Source organism: Acidovorax sp. T1, assembly GCF_002176815.1.
In the GTDB taxonomy this organism is placed as follows: domain Bacteria; phylum Pseudomonadota; class Gammaproteobacteria; order Burkholderiales; family Burkholderiaceae_C; genus Acidovorax.
Window position 1 is genome coordinate 3,026,169 of the sequence record NZ_CP021648.1, and the last position, 12,970, is coordinate 3,039,138.

Genomic DNA, 12,970 nt, shown 5'->3' on the forward strand with positions numbered 1-12,970 from the left:
CGGGGCCTTTTTTGTTGGCCGGCGCAGACGTCGACAACCCGCCCGATCACTCTGCCGTATAGCGCCCCGGCCGGTGGCTGATCCACAAGAAGCCGCTCATCACCAGCACAGCCAGCACCGAATACGCCACGCGCTCCACCGGCACGATGAACAGCGCCAGCAGCACCACGGTGCCGTCGATCATCATTTGCACCTTGCCGGCACGCATGCCGTAGCGGCTTTGCAGGTACAGCGAAACCACCGTGGCCCCGCCCAGGCTAGAGCGGTGCCGCGCCAGGAACAGGCAGCCCGTGCCCAGCAGCAACCCGCCGAGCAGCGAAGCGAACAGCGGGTTCAGGTAGTCCACATGCATCACATGCGGGAACAGCTCGGTCAGCACCGACAGCAGGGCCACGCAGACAAAAGTCTTGATCGTGAACTCGCGCCCCATGCGCGTCCAGGCGAACCAGTAAAAGGGCAGGTTCACCACAAAAAACAGTTTGCCGAACGAGATGCCCGTCACGTAATGCAGCAAAAACGCCACGCCCGCCGTGCCGCCCACCAGCAGGCCGGCCTGGTTGAACAGCATGAGCGCCATGGCGACAAACAGCGTGCCGGCAAACAGTGCCTGCACATCTTCAAACGTTCCGTGGCGCAGGGAGGATGGCGGTGCTGAGGCGTCAGGCATGGGTGGATTCATGGAATGGAGGCAAGCAAGCAACGCGCCAGACGGCGTGGCGGCTGACCGCCGCGCCCACGGCGCCCGCTGCACGATTTTCAATCATATCGGCCTGCAGCGCCTATCTATAAAGCGCCATAAGCTATTAAATAAATAGCAACAGAATGAACAGCAGCTAACCGGGATGCGGTCGCCACGGTTGCGTATGCTCACTGGCTCACTACACTGGAGCCACAGGCCCCGGCCCTCGCTTTTTAGCTGCACCCACTTCATCCATGCGTTTCTCGTTTGCCTTTCACCCCCGTCTGCTGGACGCGCTGCGCGGCTACAGCCGCAGCCGCTGGCTAGCCGATGTGGGCGCGGGCGTCACGGTGGGCATCGTCGCGCTGCCGCTGGCCATGGCCTTTGCCATCGCCAGCGGCCTCAAGCCCGAAGCCGGGCTGTGGACGGCCATCATTGGCGGCTTCCTGATCGCTCTGCTGGGCGGCACCAACGTGCAGATCGGCGGGCCTGCGGGGGCCTTCATCGTCATCGTGTACGGCATCGTCGAACGCTATGGCGTGGCCAACCTGCTGATCTCCACGGCCTGCGCGGGGGTGCTGCTGTTTGTGCTGGGGATGTTCAAGCTCGGCAACCTGGTGCGCTTTGTGCCAGTGAGCATCGTCATCGGTTTCACCAACGGCATCGCGGTGCTGATCGGGCTGTCACAGCTCAAGGACTGGCTGGGGCTGGCCATCGACAAGATGCCGGGCAACTTTTTCTCGCAGGTGCACACGCTGGCCCTGCACCTTGGCAGTTACAACCCCCATGCGCTCGCGCTGGGCGCTGCCTGCCTGGGCGGGCTGTTTTTATGGCCACGGCTGTTCGTGCAGGGCTCGCCGGTGCTGCGCGTGGCCGAGGGCCACACCGTGCGCCGCTTTGCGCGCATTCCGGCGCCCGTGGTGGCGCTGGTCACGCTCACCGTGCTGGCGCGCTGGCTGGAGATGCCGGTGGAGACCATCGGCAGCAAGTTTGGCGGTATTCCGCAACAGCCGCCGGCGTTTGCGCTGCCCGATTTTTCCTGGGACACCGTGCGCCTGCTGGTCACGCCCACCGTCACCATTGCGCTCTTGGGTGCCATCGAGTCGCTGCTGTGCGCGCGCGTTGCCGACCAGGTGGCCACCGACCCGCACTACCGCAAGCACGACCCCAACCAGGAGCTGATGGCCCAGGGCGTGGCCAATTTCGTGGTGCCGTTCTTCGGCGGCATGCCGGCCACCGGCACCATTGCCCGCACCGTGACCAACCTGCGTGCGGGCGCCACCAGCCCCATTGCAGGCATCGTGCACGCGGCCACGCTGGCGGTGATCGTGCTGGTGGCCGCGCCACTGGCGCTGCACATTCCGCTGGCGGTGCTGGCCGGCATCCTGTTGCATGTCGCCTGGAACATGGGCGAATGGCATGAGTTTGCACGCCTCAGGCACTTCAGCAACCACTACCGGCTGCTGATGCTGGGCACATTCTTCCTCACCGTGGTGTTCGACCTCACGGTGGCGGTGGAAGTGGGGCTGGGGCTGGCGTGCGTGCTGTTTGTGCGGCGCATGAGCGCGCTGTTCCGCGCCGAGCGCGCGCCCACGCTCACCCCTGCCACCCCTGGCGCACCGGGGCTGGCCGTTGAAGCTGGGCCACGCCCCCGGATGGCATGGCACCTGCACGGCGCGCTGTTTTTTGGCGCGGCCGCCAAGATCGACCCCATCGTGCAGGCCGTGGAGGCCGGCCCCGAGGGCCCGGAAGTGGTGCTGAACGCGCGCGACCTGTTCGCGCTCGACACCACGGGCCTCGAAGGCCTGGAGCAGATTCTCAAGGCCGTGGGCCAGCGCGGCGGCGTGCTGTGGGTGGTGGATGCGCAGGAGCAGCCACGCTCGCTGATGGAGCGCTCGGGCTTCAGCGCCCGGATGGCCGAGCAGAACGCGGCGCAAGGCCGCAAACGCTACGAAAGCAAGAGCGAGAGCGAATAGTTCCCCCCACCGCAAGCGCCAAAGCAGTGTGACTCCAACGGCTGGGTGCGGCGCGGCTGCGAACCATGCGCGCCGTTGTCAACCTGCAGACGCCCTCAAAACGGTTTCACGATCTCAGCGCCCGCCCTTGTTCTCGGGCGCGTCCATGTCGGGGCCGATCTGCGTGCGCAGCACCGTGGCGCCGTCCGTGGTCACCACGGTGAACACCTTGGGGATGTTGGGCGGCTCGGCAAAGCGCCAGTCGTGGTGGGTTTCGCCGCTGAGCCGGTAGGGCGTGACCTTGGCCGGCTTGCCCAGGATGCGGCGCACCAGCGCCATGTCTGTGCCGGGCGTGATGCGGGCAAAGTTCTCGGGCGTGAGCACCTGGCGCACGGCCACCAGCCTGCCATCGGCACCCACGGTGATCATGTAATTGATCTGGCCGGCGGGCTGGCGGTTGTATTCGAGGGTGCGCGCGCCATCGGCGTCGTCCCAGACGGTTTCGGGGGCGCCAAAGCGGTCGCGCACGTCGGCCTCGGTGGAAACACCGGGCTGCAGTTCGCTGATGCGCTGCGCGTCGCATCCAGCAAGGGCGACCAGACTGAGGGCCGCCGCGGCAAGCGCCAGGGCACTGAAATGAAAGGGCATGGAAGGCTCCCGGTAAAATCAAGCAAGAGAGGTTATCAGTCCATGTCCATTTTCCGCCGTCCCGACTACCAGTCCGAAGCCACCCAGTTCATCGAGCAGCTCAAAGCCCAAAGGCCCGAGCTGGATGCGCAGCAGCGTGCGGGCCGCGCCCTGCTGTGGGACAAGCAGGTGGACCGCAAGATCTGGGGCGAATACCGCGATGCCCAGGTGCCGCAAAAGCCCTACGTCTATCAGACCAATGCTGATTGAGCATGAAAATGGCCTCTTGCGCTTTACCAGCAAGCGCAAGCAGCTATTGATAGCATAGCAATCCATGCACAGCGCAAGCCCTGCCGAGGCCACTGCCATCGCCCCGGGTGCCATGCCCGATGTGGTGGACCAAGTGGCGCTGGCCCGCCTGTATGGCGAGCCGCTGTTTGCGCTGCCGCAAGACCTGTACATCCCGCCCGACGCGCTTGAAGTCTTCCTCGAAGCCTTTGAAGGCCCGCTCGATCTGCTGCTGTACCTGATCCGCAAGCAGAACTTCAACATCCTCGACATCCCCATGGCCGGCCTCACGCGCCAGTATCTGGTGTACGTGGATGAGATCCGCAGCCGCAACCTGGAGCTGGCCGCCGAATACCTGCTGATGGCGGCCATGCTGATCGAGATCAAGTCACGCATGCTGCTGCCGCCCAAAAAGCAGGAAGGCAGCGAAGAAGCCGAAGACCCGCGCGCCGAGCTGGTGCGCCGCCTGCTTGAATACGAGCAGATGAAAATGGCCGCCATGCGCCTGGCGCAGCTGCCGCAGTATGGGCGCGACTTTGTGAAGGCGCAGGTGTACATCGAGCAAAGCCTGCAGCCACGCTTTCCGGATGTGCATGTGGTCGATCTGCAGCAAGCCTGGTACGACATCCTGAAGCGCGCCCGGCTCGTGCAGCACCACAAGATCACCCGCGAAGAGCTGAGCGTGCGTGAATACATGAGCATGGTGCTCAGAACCCTCAAAGGGCGCCGCTTTGTCGAGTTTGAAGAGCTGTTCGACCCCCGCCATGGCAGCACCGTGCTGGTGGTGACCTTCATCGCGCTGCTGGAGCTGGCCAAAGAGACCCTGATCGAGATCACCCAAGCCGAGGCCTTCGCCCCCATTTACGTCCGGCTGGCCTATGTACCGACATGACACCCCCCTGAGCGGCTGCGCCGCTTCCCCCCTCTCTCGCGGCGCGGGAGGGGGACGCCACCGGTGGCCTGGCAAAGCCAGTTCCACGGTGGCTCTGGCATGGAGCGGCGCCCATTTCTCAGGCCACGAAAAACCCCATGCAATCCCACGACTTTGACGTTCTCATCGTAGGCAGCGGCCTCGCAGGCCTCTCGGCCGCCCTGCACCTGGCGCCCACGCACCGCGTGGCCGTCATCACCAAACGCCAGCTGCAGGACGGCGCCAGCGCCTGGGCCCAGGGCGGCATTGCCGCCGTGCTGGCCGACGACGACAGCTTTGCCGCGCACATTGAGGACACCCTGGTGGCCGGCGCCGGCCTGTGCGACCTGGCCGCCACGCGCTTCGTGGTGGAAAACGCCCCCGAGGCCATCGCCTGGCTGCGCCAGCTGGGCGTGCCGTTTTCGCTGGAAGGCGACCAGCTGCACCTCACGCGCGAAGGCGGCCACAGCGCGCGCCGCATTGCCCATGTGACCGACGCCACCGGCGCCGCCGTGCAACGCACGCTGATCGACGTGGTGCGCGGCACGCCCGGCATCACGCTGTTCGAGCAGCACACGCTGGTGGACGTCATCACCAGCCACAAGCTCGGCCTGGCGGGCCCGCAGCAGTGCCTGGGCCTGTATGCGCTCGACGATGCCACCGACGAGGTCGTCACCTTCCACGCGCCGCAAACCATTTTGGCCACGGGCGGCGCGGGCAAGGTGTACCTGTACACCACCAACCCAGACACCGCCACCGGCGACGGCATTGCCGCGGCCTGGCGCGCCGGCTGCCGCGTGGGCAACATGGAGTTCATCCAGTTTCACCCCACGGGGCTGTACCACCCGCACGAAAAGTCCTTCCTCATCAGCGAGGCCGTGCGCGGCGAAGGCGGCAAATTGCTGCTGCCGCCCTCCGCCGGCGGCACGCGCTTCATGCTGGACCACGACCCGCGCGCCGAACTGGCCCCGCGCGATGTGGTCGCCCGCGCAATCGACTTCGAGATGAAAAAGCACGGGCTGGACTGCGTGCACCTGGACATCTCGCACCAGAGCCCCGCGTTTTTGCAGGAGCACTTCCCCAACATCCTGGCGCACTGCGCGTCGCTGGGCATCGACATCACCAAAGAGCCCATTCCGGTGGTGCCCACGGCCCACTTCACCTGCGGCGGCGTGCTGACCGACCTGGCCGGCCGCACCGATGTGCCCGGCCTGTTTGCCGTGGGCGAAGCCGCCTACACCGGCCTGCACGGGGCCAACCGGCTGGCCAGCAACTCGCTGCTCGAATGCATCGTGTTCGCCCGCGCCGCCGCCCACGCCATCGCCGCCGCGCCGCGCACGCCCGTGCCGGCCCTGCCGCACTGGGACGACAGCCGCGTCACCGACGCCGACGAGTCAGTGGTCATCTCGCACAACTGGGACGAGCTGCGCCGCTTCATGTGGGACTACGTGGGCATCGTGCGCACCAACAAACGACTGGAACGCGCGGCCCACCGCATCGCGCTGCTGCAGGCCGAGATACAAGAGTTCTACGCCAACTTCCACGTCACGCGCGACCTGCTGGAGCTGCGCAACCTGGTGCAGGTGGCCGACCTCATCGTGCGCAGCGCACAGCTGCGCCGCGAAAGCCGCGGCCTGCACTACAGCCGCGACTACCCCGCGCTCGCTGCGCCCGCCGCGCCCACCATCCTGGTTCCGCCCGTCGCGCAACGCTGAACACAGCCCCCCCGCTCAACCGCCCACACCGCCATGTACCGCACCCTGCTCAAATCCAAGATCCACCGCGCCACCACCACGCACTGCGAGCTGCACTACGAAGGCTCCTGCGCCATCGACGAAGACCTGCTCGATGCCGCCAACCTGGTCGAAAACGAACAGGTCCACATCTGGAACATCAACAACGGTGAGCGCTTCATCACCTACGCCATCAAGGGCCAGCGCGGCAGCGGCATGATCTCGGTCAACGGCTCGGCCGCCCGCCGCGCCGCCGTGGGCGACCTGCTCATCATTGCGGCATTTGCCCAAGTGCCCGAAGACCAGGTGGCCACACACAAGCCCCAGCTGGTGTTTGTCGATGGCCACAACCGCCAGACCGAACTGCGCCACCATGTGCCCACCCAGGCTCTGTAACGCCCGCTTTATCACCACCACCGCCGAAAGCAGACCATGCCCCACCTGATCGTCGAATACTCGCAAAACCTTGCTGGCTTCCCCGAGGCGCAAGCCCTGACCGAGCTGAACCAGGCAGTCACCAGTAGCCCCGAAGTGCTGGACGAGGCCGACCTCAAAAGCCGCTTCGTGCTGGTGGACAGCTTTGAAGTGGGCACCGCCCCCGCCAACCGCGCCTTTGTGCACGCCCAGCTGCGCCTGCTGTCGGGCCGCACGCCCGAGGCCAAGAAAGACCTGTCCGAGCGCATCGCCGAGGTGCTGCGCCGCCTCTCGCCCAAGCCGGCCGGCGTGATGGTGCAGCTGAGCGTGGAAATCGTCGATATGGACCGCGGCTCTTACGTCAAAGAGCGGCTGTAAGCCATCGCCGCCAATTTTTAATAAAACAGGGCTGTAGCGCTTATCCAGCAAGCGCCAGCAGCTCCTTTTTTTATAGTGACACCGCTCAGCGCCAGTCGTCCGCGCTGCCCCACCTGCCTGCGCCCGCACAGCGCCTGCATCTGCCGCTGGGCCACCCCGGTGGCGCACCGCACCGAGGTGCTGATCCTGCAGCACCCGCTGGAGCTGCACGAGGCCAAGGGCACGGCCCGGCTGCTGCACCTGAGCCTGCCGCACAGCCGCATGGTGACGGGCGAACAGTTGGACCCCAGCGCGCTGCAGCCGCTGCTGACAGCGCCATTTGCAGCAACGGACGCAGCCCACACCCCGCGCCACGCACTGCTGCTCTACCCCGAGGCCCCGCAAGACGCCGCCCTGGGCATTGCCACCCCGCCGCCGCTGGACCCGGCCTGGCTGCCAACGCCAGAGCGCCTGCGCCTGGTGGTGCTCGACGGCACCTGGCGCAAAAGCCGCAAGATGCTGCACCTGAACCCGTTGCTGCAGCAGCTGCCGCGCCTGCCGCTGCGCGCACTGCCGGCCTCGCGCTACCGCATCCGCTCGGCGCGCCAGCCGCACCAGCTCTCTACCCTGGAGGCCACCTGCGCGGCACTGGCGCAACTGGAAGCCGACCCGGACCGGTTCGAGCCCCTGCTCCGCGCCTTCGACGGGTTTGTGGCGCAACAAGCGGCCTGGCAGGGCCGGTAAGGGCGGCAATGCCATCGCAATGGCGAGCCGCTGGATCAGCAAATTACTATCAAAAACATAGCTTCTAGCGCTTTACCAATAAGGGCCAGAGCCAAAAAATACTCAAAACATCACGGCACCAATTCAGCCGCCAACCAGCCGCGCAGGCTGTTAACAAACGCCCAGGCCTGCACACGCGGCACATCCTCTACGCGCACCACAGCCTCGGTCAGGCGCCCCTCGCGCAGGGCCACTGCGCGGCCCACGCCGGGCAGCAGGCCGCAGGCCAGTGGCGGCGTGACCCAGCGGCCGTCCAGCAGCATGGCGATGTTGCCAAACGTGCATTCGGTGATCTCGCCGGCTTCGTTGTAAAGCACGGTGTCGAACACACCGGGCGTGGTGGGCGCAAACGCTGCGTAGTGCGCGCGGCGCGTGGTCTTGTAGCGCACGAATTCGCCATGGGCTTCATCCAGCGGGCGGTGGGCCAGTTGCAGGCGCACCGGCTCGGGCGTGGGCTGCAGGGCAAAGGCTTCGGCGCGGGGCTGGCCGCGCCCGTCCAGCAGCAGGCGCACGCGCCATGCGCCAGCGGGGTGGCTGGCGGCCAGCGCCTGCAGGCAGTGCTGCACGGCCGCAGCGTCGAACGGCACGTTGAAATGCGCGGCCGTGCCTTGCAGCCGCGCCAGATGTTCAGCCAGATGGCGGAACTGGCCCGCTTGCAGCGCCAGGGTTTCGAGCAGATCGAAGGGCTGGCTGGCGCGCAGGGCAAAAGCGCGCTTGTGGCGCCATTCGTTCCATTCGGCACCGGCCTGGGCGCCCGAGGTGATGCCGCTGCCAATGCCGCAGCGTGCCTGGCCATCGCGCAGCACCACGGTGCGAATCGGCACGTTGAAGGTGGCGCGGATGCCCCCCGCGCCATCCGGCCGCACCACGCCGATGGCGCCGCAATAGATGCCGCGCGGGCCTGGCTCCAGCGCGTGGATGGCCTGCATGGCACGCACCTTGGGCGCGCCGGTGATCGAGCCGCAGGGAAACAGCGCGCCAAACACGTCGCCAAGCCGGGTGCCGGGCCGGGTGCGCGCCTGCACATCGGACGTCATCTGCCACACGGCCGGCAGCGCTTCGGTATGAAAAAGCCGGGGCACCTGCACGCTGAAGGGCTCGGCAATGCGCGAGAGGTCGTTGCGCAGCAGGTCCACGATCATCACGTTTTCGGCGCGCTCCTTGGGCGAGGCACGCAGGGCGGCGGCATGGGCGGCATCCTGCTGGGGCGTGGCGCCGCGCGGCGCCGTGCCCTTCATGGGCCGGGTGAGGATATGGCCGGCCGCGCCGCCGCCCGGCCCGCTGTGCCAGTCGAAAAACAGCTCGGGCGAGACGCTGAGCACCTGCTCGTCGCCCATGTCGAAGCAGGCCGCATAACCGCCCGGCTGCGCGCGCTGCAGGGCCGCAAACAGGGCGTGGGCGGGTTGCGCCCCGCCGCCCTGCACGCTGGCCACCGTCTGCGCCGTGTAATTGACCTGGTAATACTCGCCCCGGGCGATGGCCTGGTGGATGGCGGCCAGGGCCGCATCAAACTGCGCGCGCCCCTGCACGGTGTGCCAGTGCAATGTGGGCGCATCCTGGGGCGGCAGCTCGGCAGCGGGCCAGGGCAGCGCCGCGTCGTGGATGGCAAACCAGGCCAGCGGGCCATCGGCGGGGTGGGTCTGCACGGCGGCGTCGAAGGCCGGCGCGGCCTCGTAGCACAGCGCGCCGATGCACCAGGCGCCGCCCTCGGCGGCGGCCTGCACGGCGGCCAGCACCGCGCGCACCTGGGCCGGCTCGCGCGCCACCAGCACGGCGCGCGGCGTGCCAAAGGCATGGCGCAGGTGCGGCGCACCGGGGTCGTTCGGGTTGGCAAAATCAATCAGTGCGGTTGGAACCAAATGGGCCTCCAGGGCTTGCAGAATCTGCGCGAGCAGCTATGAAAAAAGGATTGACGGCAGCCGCCGCAAGCGCGGCACCGTAGCCCAATGCCCCGGCTGCAAGGCATTGCCAGCCAGCCAAAAGACGGGCGTCTGACCGGCGCCGGGCACTAGCGAAGATAATCCCCCACCCCGCTCGTCGCTCCAACCCGCACGCAATGACCTACTCCGTCAAGGAAATTTTCTACACCCTGCAAGGCGAAGGCGGCCAGGCGGGCAGCCCGGCCGTGTTCTGCCGTTTTGCAGGCTGCAACCTCTGGAGCGGCCGCGAACAAGACCGCGCCAACGCCATCTGCCGCTTTTGCGATACCGACTTTGTGGGCACCGACGGCACCCTGGGCGGCAAGTTTGCCGACGCCGATGCCCTGGCGCACCAGATTGCCGCCCTGTGGCCTGCGGGCGACGCACACCACCGGCTGGTGGTGCTGACGGGCGGCGAGCCGCTGCTGCAAGTGGATGCCGCGCTGATCGCGGCCCTGCATGCGCAGGGCTTTCGCATCGCCGTCGAGACCAATGGCACCGTGGCGGCCCCGCAAGGCATCGACTGGCTGTGCGTGAGCCCCAAGGCCGGCGCCGGCTGGGTGCAGCGCCAGGGGCAGGAGTTGAAAGTGGTGTGGCCGCAGCCGGGGCTGGACCTGGATGTGCTGGAGGCCACCGGCCAGTTCCAGCACCGCTTTCTGCAGCCCATGGACGGGCCCGACCAGGCCCGCCACATCGCCCTGTGCATCGATCTGTGCCTGCAGCGCCCCGCGTGGCGCCTGAGCCTGCAGACCCACAAGCTCACCGGCATCCGATAAGCCCACCGATAAGCCCCGTTCCTGTTTGTTCGTCCACCATGCAATTCACCGTCAGCCAGCGTTTTTTCTTTGATGCCGCCCACACGCTGCAACGCGAGATCGAGGCTGAAGGCAGCCGCCGCGTGCACGGCCACACCTACCACGCCGAGGTGTGGGTGCAGGGCCCGCGCAATCCCGCCAACGGCATGGTGATCGACCTGGGTTTTCTGCGCCAGCACCTCGCCGTGGTGCGCGAGCAGCTCGACCACCACCTGCTCGATGAAGTGCCGGGGCTGGGCGCGCCCACGCTGGAGAACCTGTGCGCCTTCATCGCCCAGCAACTGTCGGGCATGCAACCGCCGCCAAGCCGCGTGCGGGTGTGGCGCGAAGCGCTGGGGGACGGCTGCACCCTCGACCTGGCGCCGCCCCGGGCCTGAACCGTCGTCCCCGCCTGACCCCGCTCAGGCCGCGCCGATGTTCGGCACCAGGCCGGCCACCGGCTGGCCGTTTTTCAGCGCGGCGGTGAAGGCCAGCATGCGGTCGATGGGCAGGCGCGCGCGCGGGATCAGGGCCGGGTCGACGTGGATGGCATTGCAGCCCGTCTCCAGCACCTGCGCCACGCCGGCCAGGCCGTTCATGGCCATCCAGGGGCAGTGGGCGCAGCTTTTGCAGGTGGCGCTGTTGCCGGCGGTGGGCGCCTCAATGAACACCTTGCCGGGGTTCAGGGTGCGCAGCTTGTGCATCATGCCGTTGTCGGTGGCCACGATGAACTCGCGTGCGTCCATGCTGCGCGCGGCGTTCAGGATGCCCGATGTGGAGCCCACGGCGTCGGCCAGGGCGATCACGTCGGCGGGGCTTTCGGGGTGCACCAGCACCTTGGCCAGGGGGTGCTCTTTTTTGAGCAGCTCCAGCTCCAGCGCCTTGAACTCGTCGTGCACGATGCAGGCGCCGTTCCACATCACCATGTCGGCGCCGGTTTCGCGGCGGATGTAGTCGCCCAGATGCCGGTCGGGCGCCCACAGGATCTTCTGGCCCTGGTCTTTGAGGGCGCGCACGATGTCGAGCGCGCAGCTCGATGTGACCAGCCAGTCGGCGCGGGCTTTGACGGCGGCGCTGGTGTTGGCATACACCACCACGGTGCGGTCGGGGTGGGCGTCGCAAAACGCGCTGAATTCTTCGATGGGGCAGCCCAAATCGAGCGAGCAGGTGGCGTCCAGGTCGGGCATGAGCACGGTTTTCTCGGGCGAGAGGATCTTGGCCGTCTCGCCCATGAAGCGCACGCCGCTCACCACCAGCGTCTGCGCGGCGTGGTCACGGCCAAAGCGGGCCATCTCCAGCGAGTCGCTGACGATGCCGCCGGTTTCTTCGGCCAGATCCTGCAAGTCGGGGTGCACGTAATAGTGCGACACCATGACCGCGTTCTTCTCTTTCAGCAGGCGGCGGATCTTGTCCTTGAGCTGCGCGCGCTCGTCCTTCGACAGCTCGGCGGGCACGCGGGCCCAGGCGTGCTTGGTACTGCACACCGCGCCGTCGGTGGGCTGCTCGTAATCGACTTCTTTGAGGGTGATGGTGGTGTTCATGCCAGCTCCTGCAGGCGCATCGAGAAATCGGTGGCCTTCACGTCTTTGGTGAGGGTGCCGATGGAGATGCGGTCCACGCCGGTTTCGGCCAGCTCGCGCAGGCCCGCCAGCGTGACGCCGCCCGAGATTTCGAGGATGGCACCACCCCCCGTATGCGCTGCGTTGATGCGCACGGCCTCGCGCAGCATGGGCAGCGGCATGTTGTCGAGCAGCACCATCTTCGCTCCGGCATCCAGCGCCTCGGTCAGCTGCACCAGCGTTTCCACCTCGATCTCGATGAAGGTTGCCTGCGCCGCCACCTGCTGGGCGGCGCGCAGCACGGCGGTCACGCCGCCGGCGGCGGCAATGTGGTTCTCTTTGATGAGCACGGCGTCGTGCAGGCCGATGCGGTGGTTGGTGCCGCCGCCCACGCGCACGGCGTATTTTTGCGCCAGGCGCAGGCCGGGCAGGGTTTTGCGGGTGTCCACGATGCGCGCGCGGGTGCCGGCCACCATATCCACATAGGTGCGGGTTTTGGTGGCCACGGCGGACAGCAGCTGCAAAAAGTTGAGCGCCGTGCGCTCGGCGCTGAGCAGCGCGCGGGCGTTGCCCTCGATCTCCAGCACCACCTGGTCGGGGGCGCAGCGCTGGCCCTCGGCCACATGCCAGGTCAGCTGCACGGAAGGGTCGAGCGCGCGCAAGGCGGCCTCGGCCCAGGGGGCACCGCAGATCACGGCAGCCTCGCGCGCCAGGATGCGCCCACGGGTGCGGCGCTGGGGGTCGATCAGGCCAGCGGTCAAGTCGCCGCTGCCCACGTCTTCTTCAAGGGCCCGGGCCACATCGGCGCGGGCCAGGGCGGCCACTGCCGCGTCGCTGAAATCGTCGGTAGCATTTGTCATGGGCGCAGAGCATAGCGGCATTGGCCAGGGCAGCGCCGTTGCGCGGGCTTCACCCGCAGTCCCGGTGCGGGCACAGGGCACGCACGGCGGGC

14 protein-coding genes are annotated in these 12,970 nt (G+C 67.4%); 9 read left to right on the forward strand and 5 right to left on the reverse strand.

Annotation, left to right across the window (positions count from 1 at the left end):
• Positions 1 to 46: 46 nt before the first annotated feature.
• The gene (locus CCX87_RS14105) at positions 47 to 667 is read right to left on the reverse strand and encodes a YitT family protein (protein ID WP_232476407.1); all 621 of its coding nucleotides are present in this window, start codon (positions 665 to 667) and stop codon (positions 47 to 49) included.
• Positions 668 to 933: 266 nt separating this feature from the next.
• Here CCX87_RS14105 and CCX87_RS14110 point away from each other — a divergent pair, with 266 nt between their 5' ends.
• Entirely contained in the window at positions 934 to 2,655 is a 1,722-nt protein-coding gene (locus CCX87_RS14110; RefSeq protein WP_087747256.1) for a SulP family inorganic anion transporter, read from the forward strand.
• Between the two features lie 114 nt (positions 2,656 to 2,769).
• On the opposite strand, the gene CCX87_RS14115 is transcribed toward CCX87_RS14110, so the two are convergent.
• Positions 2,770 to 3,282: an outer membrane protein assembly factor BamE gene (locus CCX87_RS14115; protein ID WP_087747258.1), complete on the reverse strand. Its 513-nt coding sequence runs from the start codon at positions 3,280 to 3,282 to the stop codon at positions 2,770 to 2,772.
• Positions 3,283 to 3,324: 42 nt separating this feature from the next.
• Between CCX87_RS14115 and CCX87_RS14120 the strand changes: the two genes are divergently transcribed.
• From CCX87_RS14120 to CCX87_RS14145, 6 genes are all read left to right on the forward strand, one after another.
• Positions 3,325 to 3,531 carry a DUF3460 family protein gene (locus tag CCX87_RS14120; protein ID WP_086926736.1) on the forward strand — a complete coding sequence of 69 codons (207 nt, stop codon included), beginning with the start codon at positions 3,325 to 3,327 and terminating at the stop codon, positions 3,529 to 3,531.
• Positions 3,532 to 3,595: 64 nt separating this feature from the next.
• Positions 3,596 to 4,441 (forward strand): segregation and condensation protein A, encoded by an 846-nt coding sequence (locus tag CCX87_RS14125; protein ID WP_087747260.1) that lies wholly within the window; start codon positions 3,596 to 3,598, stop codon positions 4,439 to 4,441.
• A gap of 137 nt (positions 4,442 to 4,578) precedes the next feature.
• On the forward strand, positions 4,579 to 6,174 hold the full coding sequence (gene nadB / locus CCX87_RS14130) for an L-aspartate oxidase (RefSeq protein WP_087747262.1): 1,596 nt from the start codon (positions 4,579 to 4,581) through the stop codon (positions 6,172 to 6,174).
• A 33-nt stretch (positions 6,175 to 6,207) separates the two neighbouring features.
• Positions 6,208 to 6,588, forward strand: a complete 381-nt coding sequence (gene panD / locus CCX87_RS14135) for an aspartate 1-decarboxylase (RefSeq protein ID WP_087747264.1) — start codon at positions 6,208 to 6,210, stop codon at positions 6,586 to 6,588.
• Between the two features lie 36 nt (positions 6,589 to 6,624).
• The gene (locus CCX87_RS14140; protein WP_087747266.1) at positions 6,625 to 6,984 is read left to right on the forward strand and encodes a 5-carboxymethyl-2-hydroxymuconate Delta-isomerase; all 360 of its coding nucleotides are present in this window, start codon (positions 6,625 to 6,627) and stop codon (positions 6,982 to 6,984) included.
• Positions 6,985 to 7,056: 72 nt separating this feature from the next.
• Positions 7,057 to 7,707: a tRNA-uridine aminocarboxypropyltransferase gene (locus tag CCX87_RS14145; protein ID WP_087747268.1), complete on the forward strand. Its 651-nt coding sequence runs from the start codon at positions 7,057 to 7,059 to the stop codon at positions 7,705 to 7,707.
• Between the two features lie 110 nt (positions 7,708 to 7,817).
• Here the strand turns inward: CCX87_RS14145 and CCX87_RS14150 are convergent, their stop codons facing one another.
• Entirely contained in the window at positions 7,818 to 9,605 is a 1,788-nt protein-coding gene (locus tag CCX87_RS14150) for a chorismate-binding protein (RefSeq protein WP_087747270.1), read from the reverse strand.
• Positions 9,606 to 9,802: 197 nt separating this feature from the next.
• Here CCX87_RS14150 and queE point away from each other — a divergent pair, with 197 nt between their 5' ends.
• Both queE and CCX87_RS14160 read left to right on the forward strand, forming a co-directional pair.
• Positions 9,803 to 10,441 carry a 7-carboxy-7-deazaguanine synthase gene (gene queE, locus CCX87_RS14155; protein ID WP_087747272.1) on the forward strand — a complete coding sequence of 213 codons (639 nt, stop codon included), beginning with the start codon at positions 9,803 to 9,805 and terminating at the stop codon, positions 10,439 to 10,441.
• A gap of 38 nt (positions 10,442 to 10,479) precedes the next feature.
• The gene (locus CCX87_RS14160; RefSeq protein WP_087747274.1) at positions 10,480 to 10,857 is read left to right on the forward strand and encodes a 6-pyruvoyl trahydropterin synthase family protein; all 378 of its coding nucleotides are present in this window, start codon (positions 10,480 to 10,482) and stop codon (positions 10,855 to 10,857) included.
• Between the two features lie 24 nt (positions 10,858 to 10,881).
• On the opposite strand, the gene nadA is transcribed toward CCX87_RS14160, so the two are convergent.
• Both nadA and nadC read right to left on the reverse strand, forming a co-directional pair.
• The gene (gene nadA, locus CCX87_RS14165) at positions 10,882 to 12,000 is read right to left on the reverse strand and encodes a quinolinate synthase NadA (protein ID WP_087747277.1); all 1,119 of its coding nucleotides are present in this window, start codon (positions 11,998 to 12,000) and stop codon (positions 10,882 to 10,884) included.
• On the reverse strand, positions 11,997 to 12,878 hold the full coding sequence (gene nadC, locus CCX87_RS14170) for a carboxylating nicotinate-nucleotide diphosphorylase (RefSeq protein WP_087747280.1): 882 nt from the start codon (positions 12,876 to 12,878) through the stop codon (positions 11,997 to 11,999). Before nadC ends, nadA begins: the two co-directional genes overlap by 4 nt.
• Between the last annotated feature and the right edge of the window lie 92 nt (positions 12,879 to 12,970).